Below are 16,885 nucleotides of genomic sequence, written 5' to 3'. Positions count from 1 at the left end.
CCCATCAGGTGACTCAACCCGCTGGTGGCCGCACCAGTCCCCTGCCGTAGGCGTAACGCACCGCCTGCGCACGGTCCTTGAGCCCCGTCTTGGCGAACAGGTTGTTGATGTGGGTCTTCACGGTCGCCGTGGAGACATGCAGCTTGCGGGCGATCTCCTGATTGGTCAGCCCCTCCGCGATCAGCACCAGCACCTCGGTCTCCCGCGCGGTGAGCCCGTCCGGCGGCTCCTCGGGCTCCGACGACGGCTGCGGCTCGGGCTCCGACAGGCGCTCCAGCAACCGCCGTTGGATGCTCGGCGACAGCCCCGCGTCCCCCGACAGCACGCTCTCGACGGCCCGTACGATCTCGTCGCCGCCCGCGTCCTTGGTGAGGTAGCCACGCGCTCCCGCGCGCAGTGCCGGGAACAGCGAGGCGTCGTCCGCGAACGTCGTCAGCACCACGACCTGCGTTCCGGGATGCTCCGCGCGGATCCGCCGGGTCGCCTCGACACCGTCGCAGCGGGGCATGCGCAGGTCCATCAGGACGACGTCCGGGGCGAGTTCGGCGACGAGTCGCACCGCCTCGTCCCCGTCGGCCGCCGCGCCGACGACCTCGATCCCGGACAGCAGCCCCAACAACATCACGATGCCTTCCCGTACGACGGTCTGGTCGTCCGCGACCACGACCCGCGCGGGCCTCTTCTCGGCCTCCTCCGTCATGCGGGCACCTTCAGCGTCACCACGAATCCCTCCTCGTCCGGCTCGGCGCGCAGCGAACCGCCCAGCAACTCGGCGCGTTCCTGCATGCCCAGCAGACCGTACCCACCTCCTGCCCCGGTCAGTTCGCCCGGTGAGCCGCCCGATTCCCGTACGTCCAGCGTCACTTCGTGCTCGCCGTAGTCCAGCCGGAGGCGCACCTTGGCGCCCGGGGCGTGCTTGCGGACGTTCGTCAGCGCTTCCTGGGCGACCCGACGCACGGCCTGTGAGGCCTCGGCCGGCAGCTGTCTCCGGTCACCCGTAACGGTGACCTCGGCACCGGCGGTCGTACCGACGATCTCGCTCAGGAAGTCCTCCAGCGGGGTCATCTCGCCCCGCAGCGCGGAGAGGGCCTGCCGGGTCTCGGCGAGGCCGTCGCGGGCCATCCCCCGTGCCGCCACGACCCGGTCCAGGATCGTCTCCCGGTCGGCGCCCCGCTCGATCAGCAGCCGGGCCGCCTCAAGGTGCACGAGCTGGGCGGAGAGGCTGTGCGCCAGCACGTCGTGGATCTCGCGGGCGATCCGGGCCCGCTCGGCCAGTACGGCGGACTCCGCCTCGGCCGCGCGAGCCATGCGTTCCTGGGTGAGCAGCCGCTGGGCGTTGCCCCGGGCCTCGGCGTCGAGGCGGAGCGTGTATCCGGCGAGGCCCAGCCCCGCCGTCGTGACCGCGGTGGTCAGCCACACGTCGTTGTTGACCGCGGCGAAGGTCGCGAGGGACACCGACGTCACGGGCAGAGCGACCGCGATGGGCAGCCGCTCCAGCGAGCTGATGGCACAACCGCACCAGACGACGAGGGCCGGGACTGTGAAGCCGGCCGCCTGTCCCCCGATCGCGAGCCCGAGGAGCGCCGCGATGAGTGCCAGGGACGGCCAGAGTCGGTGGGCGAGGGTGGTGCGCCAGAAGGCCCAGGCAAGGACTGCGGCCACGAGGATCCCGGCCACGCCTCCGGCCAGTGACCAGCCGTGGACGTGGTCGCCGGTGGAGGCGCCCCACAGCAGCATGCCGAGCACCAGCAGCCGGACGGCCCAGGCGAGCATGCGCCGGGGCCGCGAGACTCCCGCTCGGCTCAGCGCTTCCCGCGAAGGCCAGCGCGTCCAGGCGTTCTCCGTCACGCGCGCTCCTTCCGGGCGGGCCGCGCCATGTCGAAACCGTACGCCGGGGCCGATCCGGCTGCCCCGATGTGGGACTGGGCCCGCCAGACCAGGATCCCGGAGCGGACCAGCAGTGTGGCCGCGAGACCGAGCATCAGGGCCGAGCTGTCCTGGTGGACGCCCACGGCCGCGCCGAGGGCGAAAAGGCCCACGCGCAGGGCTATTCCGACGATCCAGACGCCCCCGCTCGCCTTGGTGCTCTTGCTCCAGACGGCACCGTCCTCCTCGACCCACAGGCGCGTGGTCCAGGCCCAGCCGGCTCCTGTGGCCAGCCCGATGACCAGCTCGACACCGAGCAGGACGGCCGATTCGGTGTGGTGGTGCGCGTCGAGGATGCCGGGCTCGCGCAGCGCGACGACAGCGAGGACCGCGGGCAGGACCCACCAGCGCCGGTCGGTGTCGATCCGGCGGGCGCGGAACTGTCGCCCGATCACCACGGCGACGACGGCCACGATCACCAACGCGTTGACGAGCCCGGACATCAGAGCCTCCGTGAGCGGAAGGGGATGTCGGCGGCGAGCGCTGCCGACGCCTTCGACGCTACGGAAATTCACAGGTCGGCAGATCGGCGCCAGGGTGGATCGCGGGTGGATCCTCCGACCGCCCCGACCTCCACCCACGGGTGGAGCCGACCGACGGAGCCGGGCCTCTGTCCGGGCCCGGTACGGAGCGGGGCCTCGGTCCGGGCCCAGGACGGGTCCGGGCCGAGGCCCGCGCTTCGGTCAGACGTCGACGGTCACGCGTCGATCCGCGACCGGTCCAGCGTCGCGGCCGAGCTGGAGATGAACTCCTTGCGCGGTGCCACGTCATTGCCCATCAGCAGATCGAAGACCTGCTCGGCCGCGTCCAGGTCGGAGAGGTTGATCCGGCGCAGGGTGCGGTGACGGGGGTCCATCGTCGTCTCGGCCAGCTGGTCGGCGTCCATCTCGCCGAGACCCTTGTAACGCTGGATGGAGTCCTTGAACCGGACGCCCTTGCTCTGGAACTCCAGCATCTTCTCGCGCAGCTCACGGTCCGAGTACGTGTAGACGTACTTGTCCTGGCCCTTCTTGGGCTGGACGAGCTCGATGCGGTGCAGCGGCGGCACCGCGGCGAACACCCGGCCGGCCTCGACCATGGGCCGCATGTAGCGCTGGAACAGCGTCAGGAGCAGACAGCGGATGTGGGAGCCGTCCACATCGGCGTCCGTCATCATGATGATCTTGCCGTAGCGGGCCGCGTCGATGTCGAAGGTACGGCCCGATCCCGCTCCTATGACCTGGATGATCGCCCCGCACTCGACGTTCTTCAGCATGTCGGTGACGGACGACTTCTGGACGTTGAGGATCTTGCCGCGGATCGGCAGCAGCGCCTGGAACTCGGAGTTCCGGGCGAGCTTGGCGGTGCCGAGCGCGGAGTCCCCCTCGACGATGAACAGCTCGCTGCGCTCCACGTCGTCGCTGCGGCAGTCGGCGAGCTTGGCGGGCAGCGAGGAGGTCTCCAGGGCCGTCTTGCGGCGCTGCGCGTCCTTGTGCTGCCGGGCCGCGATACGCGTGCGTGCGGCGGCGACGGCCTTCTCCATGACCACGCGGGCCTGGGCCGCGGCGTCGCGCTTCGTCGAGGTCAGGAAGTCCTTGAGCTCTTTGGTGACCACGTTGGTGACGATGCGGCGGGCCGCCGACGTACCGAGCACCTCCTTGGTCTGGCCCTCGAACTGCGGCTCGGCGAGCCGGACGGTGACGACCGCGGTGAGGCCCTCCAGGGCGTCGTCCTTGACGATGTCGTCCTCGGCGACGCGCAGCAGCTTCTTGGCGCGCGCCACCTCGTTCATCGTCTTCACGACGGCCTGCTCGAAGCCGGCGACGTGGGTGCCGCCCTTGGGGGTGGCGATGATGTTGACGAACGACCTGAGCGTCGTGTCGTAGCCGGTCCCCCAGCGCAGGGCGATGTCGACACCGAGGTCGCGGGTGACCTCGGTGGGCGTCATCTGGCCGTGGTCGTCCAGGACGGGGACCGTCTCCTTGAAGCTGCCCTGGCCCGAGAGGCGCAGTACGTCGCAGACCGGCTTGTCGCTCGCCAGGTACTCGCAGAACTCGCTGATGCCGCCGTCGAAGCGGAAGGACTCCTCTCCCTTGCTGCCGCCCTCGCCGAGGCCGTACTCGTCGCGGACGACGATGGTCAGCCCGGGCACCAGGAACGCGGTCTGCCGGGCCCGCTGGTGCAGGCCCTCCAGGGAGAGCTTGGCGTCCTTGAGGAAGATCTGCCGGTCGGCCCAGTACCGCACGCGCGTGCCGGTGCGGGTCTTGGGAATCCGCTTGGCCTTGCGCAGGCCTCCGGGCTCGAACGCGGCGTCCGGACCGGCTGCGGCGAAGGAACCCGGCACACCGCGCCGGAAGCTGATGGCGTGGGTGTTGCCGCTGCGGTCCACCTCGACGTCCAGCCGCGCGGACAGGGCGTTCACCACGGAGGCGCCCACGCCGTGCAGACCACCGGAGGCGGCGTACGAGCCACCGCCGAACTTGCCGCCGGCGTGCAGCTTGGTCATGACGACCTCGACACCGGAGAGGCCGGTCTTGGGCTCGACGTCGACCGGGATGCCCCGGCCGTTGTCCCGGACCTCCACCGAGGCGTCGTCGTGCAGGATCACCTCGATGTGGTCGCAGTAGCCCCCGAGGGCCTCGTCCACGGAGTTGTCGATGATCTCCCACAGACAGTGCATCAGGCCACGACTGTCGGTCGACCCGATGTACATACCCGGGCGCTTGCGTACGGCCTCGAGCCCCTCGAGGACGAGGAGGTGCCGCGCGGTGTAGTTGGAACCGTCCCGGTCTGCTCCTGCCAGCAGCGCTGTCGACGGCACGGACGTTTCGGCGGTCACGCGGTTCGCTCCTCGCTGAATTTCAGATGAGGCCCTTTTGGGTAAGGGCCCGGCTTCGGTTGCCGCTCAGAGGGTACCGAGGCCTGGTAGAGCCGTTGTAACGCCACCCTCGTCTCCTCCTCACACTAGTCCAGGGTCGTATACCTGTTCGATCCCTCGATGGAGTGAAGTACATATCACGTTCCCTTCGGGGCATGAACCATTTAGGCTCCGGGCACGTCCTCAAGAACAACCGGCAACCCAGCCGGGAGGACCGACCCCCGACCCACAGCGCGAACCCGTACAGACACATAGACACGCAATACGGCACATTCGCCGCCAACCGGCAGCAGACAGCCGCCCCGGAAGAATTTTTCGAGGAAAAGCCACGAGCGGGAACGTTTTCGGGCTGGTTGGATGTTGACCCTGGTACGACAGCTCGTCGAGCTAGAGAAGAGGCGACGTGACTACTGTTCTGACCCCCGCGAGCCCACTGACGGCCGCCGATCGCTGCGACCGCTGCGGCGCCCAGGCATACCTGCGCGTCGTCCTGCTGAGCGGCGGAGAACTGCTCTTCTGCGCCCACCACGGCCGCAAGTTCGAGCCGGAACTCAAGAAGATCGCCGCTGAGATACAGGACGAGTCGGAGCGACTGACCACTGCTCCTGCTGCAAGCACCGCTGAAGAAGACCGCTGACACTTCGCGTCCACGACGAGCCAGCACCGGCACAGGCCGGCGACGGGCGGCCCCGCTCCTGAACCACAGGAGCGGGGCCGCCCGTCCTCGTATCCACCGACGCGTACCCGCCGATGCCTCTCAGACGCCGTCAGGCGCCCCTGTGCGGCCCGGGCGAGCCGCGGTGGCGGCCCAGGGTCCGCAGGACGTCGGACACCCTGGTGTAGACGCCAGGACTCCCGGCCCGCCCGCAGCCGCTGCCCCACGACACGAGCCCGATCAGCCGCCCCTGGGCGATCAGCGGTCCCCCGCTGTCCCCCTGACAGGCGTCACGGCCTCCTGCGGCCTCTCCTGCGCACAGCATGGACGCGGAGAGATAGGCGCCGTCGGCACCGGGCGGATACGCCTCCTCGCAGCGCGCGTCGGACAGCACGTGCACGCGTGCCGCGTGCAGGCTGCCCGCGTAGTCGCCGCTGCCGCTGAGATCGCCCCAGCCGTAGACCGTGGCGGCCGTACCCGGCGCGTAGGCCGTGTCGCCCGCGGCCGCCATCCCGACGACGGAGCTCTGGGGCAGCGGAGCGGCGAGGGTGAGCACGGCGAAGTCACCGGCGTTGCTGACGGCGTCGTAGTCCGGATTGACCCACACGTCGCGCACGGCGATCTCCTGGCCCCGGTCCGAGAGCAGGTCCGTACGGCCCGTGACGGCCTTGAGGTCGCGCGCCCGGTGCGGCGGCGCCCCCAGGACGTCGTCGCCCATGCAGTGGGCCGCGGTGAGCACGGTGGTCCGGCTCACGGCCACGCCGCCGCAGAACTGTCCCGCCCGGGTACCCCCGAACCGGTCACGGCTGGACAGCGCCACCGTCCATGGACTCACGGAGACATCGACCGGAAACCCGCCGACGACGATGCTGTCGGCGGCCACGGGGGCCGCGGAGACCAGCGGTATGGCGGAGGCGGCAGCCGCCAGGACCAACGGCCGGGTCAGCGCCCGGGCAAGGGGACGACGCATGCACGTTCCTCACTCTGTGATGGTCATGAGAGACCCAGAGTGATCCAGCACGCCGCGCGCCGCACCCGCGCCAGCACGAAGGCCCGGCCCCCCGAGGGGGGACCGGGCCTTCCGTGTCGTACGACTACGACCTAGTCGAGGTAGTCGCGCAGCACCTGCGAACGCGACGGGTGGCGCAGCTTCGACATGGTCTTGGACTCGATCTGGCGGATGCGCTCACGGGTGACCCCGTACACCTTGCCGATCTCGTCGAGGGTCTTCGGCTGACCGTCGGTGAGACCGAAGCGCATCGAGACCACACCGGCCTCGCGCTCGGACAGGGTGTCCAGGACGGAGTGCAGCTGCTCCTGGAGGAGGGTGAAGCTGACCGCGTCGGCCGGGACGACGGCCTCGGAGTCCTCGATGAGGTCACCGAACTCGCTGTCGCCGTCCTCACCCAGGGGGGTGTGCAGCGAGATGGGCTCGCGGCCGTACTTCTGGACCTCGATGACCTTCTCCGGGGTCATGTCGAGTTCCTTGGCCAGCTCCTCCGGGGTGGGCTCGCGGCCCAGGTCCTGGAGCATCTGGCGCTGCACGCGCGCGAGCTTGTTGATGACCTCGACCATGTGCACCGGGATACGGATGGTGCGGGCCTGGTCGGCCATGGCGCGGGTGATCGCCTGACGGATCCACCAGGTGGCGTACGTGGAGAACTTGTAGCCCTTGGTGTAGTCGAACTTCTCGACCGCGCGGATCAGACCGAGGTTGCCCTCCTGGATGAGGTCCAGGAAGAGCATGCCGCGGCCGGTGTAGCGCTTGGCCAGGGAGACCACCAGGCGGAGGTTGGCCTCCAGGAGGTGGTTCTTGGCGCGGCGGCCGTCCTCGGCGATGATCTCCAGCTCGCGCTTGAGCTTGGGAGCGAGCTTGTCGGCGTTGGCCAGCTTGTCCTCGGCGAACAGACCGGCCTCGATGCGCTTGGCGAGCTCGACCTCCTGCTCGGCGTTGAGGAGGGGGACCTTGCCGATCTGCTTGAGGTAGTCCTTGACGGGGTCGGCGGTGGCACCGGCGGCGGCGACCTGCTGCGCGGGCGCGTCGTCCTCGTCCTCGTCGGAGAGCACGAAGCCGGCACTCTCGGCGCCCTCGGGCTCGTCCCCGGTCTTGCCGGGGGTCTCCTCGGTGGCCTCTTCGTCGACCAGCTCGGCGTCGTCCTTCTTGGCGCTGGTCTTCTTGGCCGCCGCCGTCGTCTTCTTGGCTGCGACCTTCTTGGCGACCGCCTTCTTGGCGGGCGCAGTCTTCTTGGCAGCGACCTGCTGGGCGGCGCCGTCCTCGACGGGAGCGTCGGCGACGGGTGCCGCCGGAGTGGCGGTGGCGGTGGCCTTCTTGGCGGTCACCGTCTTCGCGGCGACCGTCTTGGTGGCGGTGCGCTTGGCCGGACTCTTCGCTGCGACGCTCTTTCGGGTGCGCTTGGGCTCCGCGGCACTGACCATCAGCGTCACACCCTCTTCCTCGAGGATCTGGTTGAGGCTGCGCAGTACGTTCTTCCACTGAGTGGCCGGAATCTGGTCAGCTTCGAAGGCCCGACGCACGTCATCGCCGGCGATCTGCCCCTCAGCCTTTCCCCGCTCGATGAGCGCCATGACAGAGACGGACTCGGCGATCTCCGGCGGGAGCGTACGGGATGTGCTGGCCGACACGAACAACCTCTCGGAACGATGGAAAACGGCTTCCGGCCCCGTCCGGTACGGACAGGAGCCGACGACCGCCGACTTGGGGATGGGCCGACGGCGCGGGCTGGGGCCGGGAAGAAGCACAGCGCCTTGAACGGCGTCCGTATTCCCTTCCGCGGCTGTCACCTCTTAGGTCATCGCACAGTGCCCGCGAGCGTTACGCCCAATCTGCGTGGCCCGAGTCACACCCCGTAAGCGTTCAAAAACGGTCAGACACGGGCAGAGGAGGTCACCCACGGCTGTGGCAGGCGCCCCTCAGGGGGTCCGGCGCCCCGTCGCACCGCCGGACCCCGCCGGATTCCCTGGAGGATCCTGCGGGGTCCGGCGGAAGACAGGGCGCCCCGGCCTGGCGCCGCCACAGGAACGCGGCGCACCTCGACCGCGCCGGCCACCCGCGCGCGTCAGTGTTCGCGCGGGGCGGGCACCACGCGCTCCGGCTCGGGGTGCACGATGAGCAACTGCCGCATGGCCGCCTCGGCCGCCGCGCCGTCACCGGCGGCGAGGGCGTCGACGATCCGGGCGTGGTGCCCCAGGGAGGCGTCGGTCGGGCGGTCACAGCCCGTGACCGGCCCACCGGAGACCTGGAGGGCCGAGGAGACGATCCCGGAAAGGTGCTCCAGCATCCGGTTGCCCGCGACCTGGATGAGCAGCGAGTGGAATTCGGCGTCCGCGCGGGAGAAGGTCAGCGCGTCACCCTGCCCCATGGCGTGGCTCATGATCTCGACCATGTCGGAGAGGCGCTGCTGGACGTCCTCGCGCCCGTGCCCGGCGGCGAGGCGCGCGGCGAGCGGTTCGATCGTCCAGCGCAGCTCGCTCAGCTCGCGGCGCTGGTTGTCGCGCTGCGGGCCGAAGGCGCGCCACTCGATGATGTCCGGGTCGAGGAGGTTCCAGTCGCTGACAGGACGCACGCGCGTGCCGACGTTCGGGCGGGCGCTGACCAGACCCTTGGCCTCCAGGACGCGGAGCGACTCGCGGACGACGGTGCGGGACACCTCGAAACGCTGGCCGATCTCCTCGGGCACCAGGGGGCGGTCGGCACCCAGGTCCCCGGAGACGATCATCTGGCCCAGCTGCTGGACGAGTTGGCCGTGCAGCCCGCGTCCGCGGCTGCCCGCGGCACGCCGGCCCACGCGGCCCAGCTCGGGGTCGGAACCGTCCCAGGAAGGGGCTCCGAGGCGCTCGGTGACGGGCGCCTCGGCATAGGGGTAGCGGTCGAGTTCGCCCGGGCCGGCGAGACCGGAGTCTGCGGAGCGGGCGGCGGTCATCATGGTGTGCGCAAGGGTACTCACGGATCTTTTGTCGGCGCTGTCCCCAACTCCCTTGAGGTCTTTGGTGAAAAGCACACGAAAGGGTGATCGCTCACCCCGTCGCAATTGACGCCTTATCGGAAAGAAATGGGCTTTCTGCGGGGAGTTGTGCGCAGAGCGGAACCCGAAGGGTGCCGACGGTCGTCATCGGACCCTGCTACGCAGGGTCGTGAGCAGATACGCGCAGAGCAGCGCGGTCAGCGACAACGTCAGTGCCCCGCCCACGGGTTGGACGATCACCCGCGCCGCCGCGGACAGATATCGCTCTCCCCCGAAGGGCCACTGCAGCAGGAGCACCTTCCGCATCCGCAGCGGAAAGCCTTCCGCGGTGTGCACGGCAGGCCCTTCCAACGCCTTGTGCACGAGGGGTACGACGAGAATCGGTACGGCGACCACCGCGGCGAGCCCGGCCGTCGTGGACCGGAAGACGCCCGCGGCCAGCACACCGGCCCAGGCGCACCCGACGACGAGGCCCGTCCAACTCGCGCTCATCGAAAGCCAGTCGGCGGGAACCTGCGCGAGTTCCCGTCCGTAGACGAGGTAGAGCACTTCGGCGTCGCAGCCCACCGTGAGGAAGGCCAGCATCAGCGCGGTGGCCGCCGAGACGAGGAGCTTCGCGAGGAGCAGTCCCATCCTGCGGGGCACGGTGCCGCGATCCGCCGCCAGCGCAGGGTGCCGGAACTCGTCACCGAAGGCGAACGCCCCGAGCAGCCCCGCACCGAGCGCCGCGGGCGGCAGCGGCAGCTCCCGCGGCCATGCGGCCAGCAGCCGCGCCTGCGGGGTGTGGCCGATGCGGGCCAACAGCAGCGCGGTGAGGGCGGACACGACGAGCACGGCGGCCCCGGTCAGAAACCCGGTACCGACACCGGCGGCACGCCGCAGCTCGTAGCGGAGCGGGCGCAGGGGGCTGGGGGCGGAGCGGACGGAGATGGGGGGCGGGAGCGGGGACAGGGCGTCGAGGGTGCGGGCTTGGGAGGGGCGGGGGATGCGCGTGGGGGGATGAGTGCCGGTCGTCGCCTCGGGGTCGACGAGGGTGACGAGTCGGGAGCGGGAAGGGCTTGTCGTGCGGGGGTCGGCAGCGGCTTCGTGGGCCTTGTGCAGCGAAGGTTCCGGTTCTTCGGCGGCGGGCGGCTCACCAGTGGGCACCATGGTGACGCGCGGCCCGGCGATGTGGGGTTGCGGAGTCTCGGCAGTGGCTGTGTCGGTGGACGGCGCCGGCATCTCGGCTGTCGATGAGGTCGGCGACGCTCTCGACTCGTCGACGGCTTCCCGCTCGCCGTAAGAGGTTGCTCCGGCCCCGGGTCCCATGTCGCCGGTCTCGTCCGCGAGTTGGTGGACGAGGATGTCGTGGCGGAACGCCGTCTCGCCGACGTCGGCGCAGGTACTGCCGTATACGGAAAGGCGGTTGCCCTCCTCTCGTACGACTTCGACGGAGCGGTGCGCGGTGCGGGCTTCCTTGGTGAGGAGGGCGGCCAGGCGGGCTGCGTGCGGGGTGCGGACGGCGACGCGGGGGCGCAGCCTGGTACGGGCGAAGTCGCCGGCCGCCTGGTCGGCGACGAGTCTGCCCTGCTCCAGGGTGACGACCCGGTCGGCGCAGCGGGCGGCCTCCTTGGGGTCGGCGGTGGTGAACAGGACCGTGCCGCCCTGGGCTGCGTGCGCGCGCAGCATGCCATACAGCCAACGGCTTTCGCGGGCGGAGAGGGAGTCCGCGGGTGCGTCCAGCACGAGGGTGTGCGGGTCGGACAGCAGGGCGCAGGCGAGGCCGAGGCGGCGGTCCATGCCGCGCGCGAGGCTGCCGAGGCGTTCGTCGCGCAGGCTGACGAGGCCGACCACTTCGAGGACTTCGTCGGCGCGCCGGGCCGGAACGCCCGCTGCGGCGCACAGCATGCGCAGGTGGCCGCGGACCGATCGGGCCGGATGCCCCGGAACATCGCCCAGGAGTACACCGACCTCGCGCGACGGGTGGGCGATGCGGTGCAGGGGGCGGCCCCTGAAGTAGGTGATTCCACGTCCCTGTTGGAGTTCGAGCATGAGCTTGAGCGCGGCCGTCTTGCCCGCGCCCGGTGCTCCGAGGAGTGCGGTGACACGGCCCGCACGAGCCTCGAAGGAGACGTCGTCGACGGCGGGCGGATGCTCCTTGCGGGCGTTGCTGGTCAGTCCGAAGGCCTGGATCACCCACAGCAAGATAGCGCGTTATGTCCGTTTTTCCGGGCACCGAACGGCCCGCTGCGCAACGGTCGAACGCCTCGGCCGATCACCTGAGTCGAGGCGCTACGGCGTCACACCTCGGGGCGCAGCATCGGCGGGTTGAGCAGTGTGGCGCCGCCGGCCCGGAACAACTGTGCCGGGCGACCGCCCTGACGGGTCGTCGTACCGCCCGTCGGCACGAGGAAGCCGGGCGTGCCGGTCACCTTGCGGTGGAAGTTGCGCGGGTCGAGCGCCACGCCCCACACCGCCTCGTAGACGCGGCGCAGCTCGCCGACGGTGAACTCGGTGGGGCAGAACGCCGTGGCCAGGGACGAGTACTCGATCTTCGAACGGGCGCGCTCCACCCCGTCGGACAGGATCTGTGTGTGGTCGAAGGCGAGCGGCGCCACCGGATCGCCGTCGCGTCCGAACCCCGCTTGCTGCAGCAGCTCCTCGACGGGCGCCCAGCGCGCGTTGCTGGCGTCGCCGCCGGCACGAGGTGCGGGCAGGTCGGGAGCGAGCGCGAGATGGGCGACGCTGACCACGCGCATCCGGGGGTCGCGCTTGGGGTCGCCGTAGGTCGCGAGCTGCTCCAGATGCGCTCCGTTGTCCTGGGCGGGGACGGCCGGGTCGTGGGCGCGCAGTCCCGTCTCCTCGGCCAGCTCGCGCGCGGCGGCCTGCGCCAGATCCTCGTCGGCCCGCACGAAGCCGCCGGGCAGCGCCCAGCGTCCCTGAAACGGCGGCTCGCCCCTGCGTACCGCCAGCCCGCACAGAGCATGGCGGCGCACGGTCAGCACGACCAGATCCACGGTGACGGCGAAGGGCGGATACGCTGACGGGTCGTAGGACATGCGGCGATCATAGTCGTCTGCCTGACGATAAACACTCCCTTCGCCGGTACCGCCATGAATGATCCACTTCGGTGCAATGCGTGGCTCGTCCTCTGCTCCGGCCGTCGGCCGGTTTTGGCTTCGTACGAGGTCACGCTCTCAATTGCAGGCTTTCGGCCGCCTCCTCGACCATGGCGACTCCGAGTCGGCCGACCCGTACGGAGAAGGGGGCGCCCGCGATCCGCAGCCCTGTCAGGCCGATCTCGCCCAGGGGCGCGCTGCGCACCGGGCGGAGGGTGATCGTGCGGGCGGGGGCGTCGGGGCGGATGCCCGCAAGGGTGGTCAGCAGCAGTACTCCGGCGGCCGCTGCCGTGGCCGCCGGGCGGCAGGCCGCCGGATGGGGAAGGGGAGCGCTCCCGTCCGTGCGCTGCTCCCCCGCGTACATCTCGGGGAGCCGGTGTCCGAACGCCTCGGACGCGGCGAGGACGCCCCGCAGCAGCGACGTCGCCTCCTTCTCGTACCCGGCGACGGCCAGGCCCGCGACGGCGATCGCCGTCTCCGCCACTCGCACGGCTCCGCCCCGGTGACTGAACGGGCTGTATCCCGGCTCCTTCACCCCGAGGCCGCGCAGTCCCCAGCCCGAGTCCATGGCCGGGGCGCCGAGCAGCCGGGCGAGTTGTTCGGCCCGCACCTTGTCGAGCAGGCCGGGAGCGTACTCGCCACCGCCCAGCAGTCCGGTGTCGAGGAGGTGGGCCGCGGTCGCACCGAGGTGCGGTACGAGGCGTCCGTCGGGAGCCCGGGCCGCTGCCGGGCGGCCGCCGCCCAGGTCCCCGATCCAGAAGTCCGCGCGGAACGCGGTGCTCAACTCCTGTGCCCACTGCCGCAGATCGGCACCGCCGGGTCTGTCGAACGCGTCGAGCAGATCGGCCCCGAGCAGCGCGGCCCGATGCGCGTGGGCCTGTGTCTCGCAGCGGACCGGTCCGCCGGGGTGCGGGTCGCGCAGATAGGTGCCGTCGCCCACGGTGGTCCGCAGCCAGGTCAGACAGCGCTCGGCAGCCGGAAGCAACTCCCGTGTCTCCTGGTCCGGCAGCCCCCAGCGGCGGGCCTCGGCGAGCAGCACCGGAAAGAGCAGCGTCGCCTCTGTCCCCGTGCAACTCGGCGGCAGCTGAGCGCCGGCATCCCGGCGCGGTCCGGGAATCATGCCTAACTGCGCTCCAGCGCCCAGGAGTTGGGTGCGGGCGAGGGTGCGCAGCGTGCCTGCGGCGAGCCGTGTCCCGAGGGACAGCGTCATGCGGGCCGCCGTGAGCGACTCGGCCGGAGCCAGACCGCAGCGCCACGGTGCCCCGGCCGCGAGATGCGTGTCGGAGGGGTGCGCGGGGTCGCGCAGCAGCAGTGCCTGGAGGTCCTCGACGCTGGTCCGCAGGAGCCCCTGGACTCGGGGGTCGTCGCCGGCCGCCCGTGGTGAGGCCAGGGGGCTGGTCGCCCCGTGGCCCACGGCTCGTACCGGTCCCGCGCCGTCCGGTCGTACCCGAAGTTCCACGTTCACCGTGCCGCCCGGTGGCAGTTCGAACTCCCAGCGCAGGAGCCCCGCGGAGGCCAGCGCGTCGGCGGGAGGTGGGTCGGCCGTGACCGCGGAGCTGCCGGTGGCGCCGGACCAGCGCAGCCCGGAGTCGTGCACGGTGGCGGGCAGTTCGGGTCCCGTGCTGCCCGCGGCGATCGCGCCCAGGTCCGCCAGGTCCGTGCCGAGTGCCACCTCGACGGGCAGGCGCAGCGGGCGCCAGGACACGCTGCGCAGGGTGATGCGCTCGGTGCCGTCGGCGTGCCGGGTCCGTTCGACGACAAGGTCGGGGTCCGGGCCGCAGTCGGGAGACACGCGTACGGTTCCCACGAAGCGGGCGCGGTCGGCTGCCGTCATCCTGGCCTGCACCGCCAGCGGTTCCCGTCCGGCCACCCGCACCTGGCAGCGGGAGAGCACCCGCCGGCCCGCGCGGTAGAAGCCCTCCAGCCCCCGGCCGTTCAATTGCCCCTGCTCGGTGGAGACCGCAAGGCCCGGGAGGGCCACGCAGATCAAGGTGGTGTGGGTGGGGGGCAGTTCGAGGGAGCGGCGGGGCAGCGGGCGAGGTGTGCGTGACGTTGTGCGTTGAGACGGGGTGAGGGAGGAGGACTGGTGCGGGGGTGGTGGAGGTGGGGGTGAGCGGCGGACTTGGCCGGGTGCCCGCCCTTCTGCCGGCCGATGAGGTGGCTGCGGTGGATCGGACGGACGTCGGTTCTGGTCCGCGCCCGCCGGAGTGAGCGGGTCAGGCCCCGGCGACGGGCTGGTGCTTCGGCGCATGCGTGGCTCGGGGTCACCGGAGTCAGGGCGCTCGTCTTCGGCGGGGGGCGGAGGCGGCGGATACATGGGCGGTTTCTTCTGCGCTCTCTGCGCCTCAGACGTGTTCGGCGCCGGACGGAGGGTTCCGGGAGGACAAGGGCGGTGCGGCGACACGGCCCGTTCAGGCGTTCCGCCACTCAGGTGAACGGAGGCGGGCTCCTCCTGGTCACGCCCTCGGCCGGGGAAGCCGACCGAATGGCGGCGCGGCGCGGGAGGCGGCCGGTCGGCGCCGGTCCCCCGCCGGCACAGCACGGGACGCGGCCGGGCGGCGCCAGTCCCCCGGTCCCGGCCACCGGCAGTTCGGCGCACGGTCCATCGGCCGCGCACACCCGTTCCTCGGGTCGCGTGCCCTGCCGTGTCAGGAGTGCCGAGCCGCATGCCGACCACTTGTGGGGTCACCGCCCGCACCCCGACAACCCGACGGAACCACCCTCCGAAGGCACGGAGCCGACCACCGGACGAGCAGGGTTGTCCTCCCCTCCCCCAGTTCTTGATCACCCGTCCCCCTCAATGCCCTTGATCCCCGGCAGCGGCCCCTCCGCACAGGTGTCGTGACGCCGTGAGCCGCCCTTCCCCGAGGTGCGCGGACGTGTGCTGCCGGGGCGTGCGGTGCCCTGCGCCGGTGTGCGCGGCCCCGATCGGCGGCCGTCCGCAACAGCGGGACGGGGTCGGCCCTCGGCTCCGTCAGCGGTACGCGTGCGTCGCCGACGACGAGAGGCCGCGGGTGGGGTCGCCGATGCTGCGCCGTCGCCGCCGAGAACGTTCGCGCCCTCCGCCACGGGAGTGTCGAAGCCTTCCTCGCCTCCGATCGCCCCTTCAACTCCCGCGCGGTCCTTTCGTTCCGCGCGCAGGCAGCGGCGGATGGACTCCGGATCCAGGCCCTCGTTGCAGGCCTGGTGCAGGAGGCGGGCGAACAGGTAACCGGGGTCCGCGCCCAGCGCCATGGCCAGGGCCTCCCGGGCCTCCAGGTCGTCGCCGGTCGACCAGGCGACCCAACCGGCGAGGGTGAGAGGAGCCGCGGCGTGCTCGCCGTACGAGCCGACGCAGCGGCGGGCCAGTGCGCGCCAGAGACGCAGGGCCGGGACCGCGTCCTCGCCCTCCATCCATTCGGCGGCGCGGTCGCGGGTCGTGCGGTCCTGGAGGCCGAGGATCAGCGTGGCGGCTTCGTCGTGGGCGAGCAGTTCGTCGTCGCGCAGGTCCGACGGGAGTGCGCCGGACACGGGCGGCGCGGCGGCGAACCGGCCCAGAATCCGCTGGGCGAGGTCCAGGGTCTCCTGCGCCACCTCGGCTCGGCCGGCGTCGTCGAGGATCCTGGGGACGACGGTCATGCCGGCGGCGTCCAGGGCGGCTTCCTGCTCCAGTGCGGCAGCCGTCTCCCAGGGCAGCAGCCTGGTGCGCAACTCGCGCAGTGTGCCGCGCACTTGGAGCCCCGCGTAGGTCGCTGCGGCGGCGAGCACGGATGTGCCGGGCAGGCCCATCGGGGATCCGTCGACGGGGCAACATCCCTCGATCGGGCAGCAGTACGACCAGAAGCGGCCGTCCGAGATGCAGATCGCCTCGATCACCGTCACGTCGAGGAGGCCGCACTCCCTGCGCAGACTCTGCACGAGGGGGCGCAGGCGTTCCATGACCTGACGTCCCGACTCTCCCGGCGACGGTTCCTGACAGACGTAGGCGATCATCTGCTCGGGCCGGGTTCCCCTGCGCTCGCTGCCGGTCACCAGGCCGTGGGCCAACTGCTGTGCCACAGACGCCCAGTCGTCCGCGCCGGCGGGGATACCGAGCCTGGCCCGGCCGCCGAACCGGCCCCGGCCGGCCCGATCGTGCAGGGCGACGAGGACGATGCTGTCCTCAGGGCGGTACCCGAGCAGATAGGGCAGGGCGTCGGCGAGTTCGCCCGGGGTGCGCAGGGTGACCTGGTGTTCGGCGCCGTGTCGGTCGTACGCGGTGGGGTCGATGTCGCCGTTTTCGGAGGATCCGGTCGTTTCGCTGTGATTCGTCATGCGTTGACGATCTCGCGGATCACGGCATCCCGCTTGAGCCTGTGGATAAGTCCGGTCAGGGACACGCCACATG

General features: G+C 71.3%; 12 protein-coding genes. 1 reads left to right on the top strand and 11 read right to left on the bottom strand.

Going from position 1 to position 16,885, the window contains the following annotated elements:
- Positions 1 to 13: 13 nt before the first annotated feature.
- The 4 genes from OO70_RS30035 to OO70_RS30020 form a co-directional block, all read right to left on the bottom strand.
- On the bottom strand, positions 14 to 700 hold the full coding sequence (locus OO70_RS30035; protein ID WP_043677963.1) for a response regulator transcription factor: 687 nt from the start codon (positions 698 to 700) through the stop codon (positions 14 to 16).
- Positions 697 to 1,848, bottom strand: coding sequence for a sensor histidine kinase (locus OO70_RS30030; protein ID WP_043677961.1), 1,152 nt, complete (start codon positions 1,846 to 1,848; stop codon positions 697 to 699). Before OO70_RS30030 ends, OO70_RS30035 begins: the two co-directional genes overlap by 4 nt.
- Positions 1,845 to 2,369, bottom strand: coding sequence for a DUF1453 family protein (locus OO70_RS30025; protein ID WP_043677959.1), 525 nt, complete (start codon positions 2,367 to 2,369; stop codon positions 1,845 to 1,847). The genes OO70_RS30030 and OO70_RS30025 overlap by 4 nt, the downstream gene beginning before the upstream one ends.
- Positions 2,370 to 2,623: 254 nt before the next feature.
- The gene (locus OO70_RS30020; protein ID WP_043677958.1) at positions 2,624 to 4,744 is read right to left on the bottom strand and encodes a DNA gyrase/topoisomerase IV subunit B; all 2,121 of its coding nucleotides are present in this window, start codon (positions 4,742 to 4,744) and stop codon (positions 2,624 to 2,626) included.
- A gap of 442 nt (positions 4,745 to 5,186) precedes the next feature.
- Here OO70_RS30020 and OO70_RS30015 point away from each other — a divergent pair, with 442 nt between their 5' ends.
- Complete coding sequence (locus OO70_RS30015; RefSeq protein ID WP_043677954.1) at positions 5,187 to 5,420, top strand: DUF7455 domain-containing protein; 234 nt, start codon at positions 5,187 to 5,189, stop codon at positions 5,418 to 5,420.
- A gap of 130 nt (positions 5,421 to 5,550) precedes the next feature.
- On the opposite strand, the gene OO70_RS30010 is transcribed toward OO70_RS30015, so the two are convergent.
- The 7 genes from OO70_RS30010 to OO70_RS29980 form a co-directional block, all read right to left on the bottom strand.
- Complete coding sequence (locus OO70_RS30010; RefSeq protein ID WP_043677952.1) at positions 5,551 to 6,408, bottom strand: S1 family peptidase; 858 nt, start codon at positions 6,406 to 6,408, stop codon at positions 5,551 to 5,553.
- 131 nt (positions 6,409 to 6,539) lie between these two features.
- Positions 6,540 to 8,081: an RNA polymerase sigma factor gene (locus tag OO70_RS30005; RefSeq protein WP_051741789.1), complete on the bottom strand. Its 1,542-nt coding sequence runs from the start codon at positions 8,079 to 8,081 to the stop codon at positions 6,540 to 6,542.
- 434 nt (positions 8,082 to 8,515) lie between these two features.
- Entirely contained in the window at positions 8,516 to 9,403 is an 888-nt protein-coding gene (locus OO70_RS30000; RefSeq protein WP_199827435.1) for a FadR/GntR family transcriptional regulator, read from the bottom strand.
- A 162-nt stretch (positions 9,404 to 9,565) separates the two neighbouring features.
- On the bottom strand, positions 9,566 to 11,596 hold the full coding sequence (locus OO70_RS29995) for an ABC transporter ATP-binding protein (protein WP_043678563.1): 2,031 nt from the start codon (positions 11,594 to 11,596) through the stop codon (positions 9,566 to 9,568).
- A 104-nt stretch (positions 11,597 to 11,700) separates the two neighbouring features.
- The gene (locus OO70_RS29990; RefSeq protein WP_043677945.1) at positions 11,701 to 12,459 is read right to left on the bottom strand and encodes an NUDIX hydrolase; all 759 of its coding nucleotides are present in this window, start codon (positions 12,457 to 12,459) and stop codon (positions 11,701 to 11,703) included.
- 130 nt (positions 12,460 to 12,589) lie between these two features.
- Positions 12,590 to 14,500: a glycogen debranching N-terminal domain-containing protein gene (locus tag OO70_RS29985; RefSeq protein WP_234336968.1), complete on the bottom strand. Its 1,911-nt coding sequence runs from the start codon at positions 14,498 to 14,500 to the stop codon at positions 12,590 to 12,592.
- An 803-nt stretch (positions 14,501 to 15,303) separates the two neighbouring features.
- Positions 15,304 to 16,812, bottom strand: a complete 1,509-nt coding sequence (locus OO70_RS29980; RefSeq protein ID WP_043677942.1) for a DUF4192 domain-containing protein — start codon at positions 16,810 to 16,812, stop codon at positions 15,304 to 15,306.
- Positions 16,813 to 16,885 lie beyond the last annotated feature (73 nt).

It is taken from the genome of Streptomyces xylophagus (genome assembly GCF_000716435.1).
Classification (GTDB): domain Bacteria; phylum Actinomycetota; class Actinomycetes; order Streptomycetales; family Streptomycetaceae; genus Streptomyces; species Streptomyces xylophagus.
Note: the sequence above shows the minus strand (reverse complement) of the source record. Positions and strands in the feature narration are given on the sequence as shown.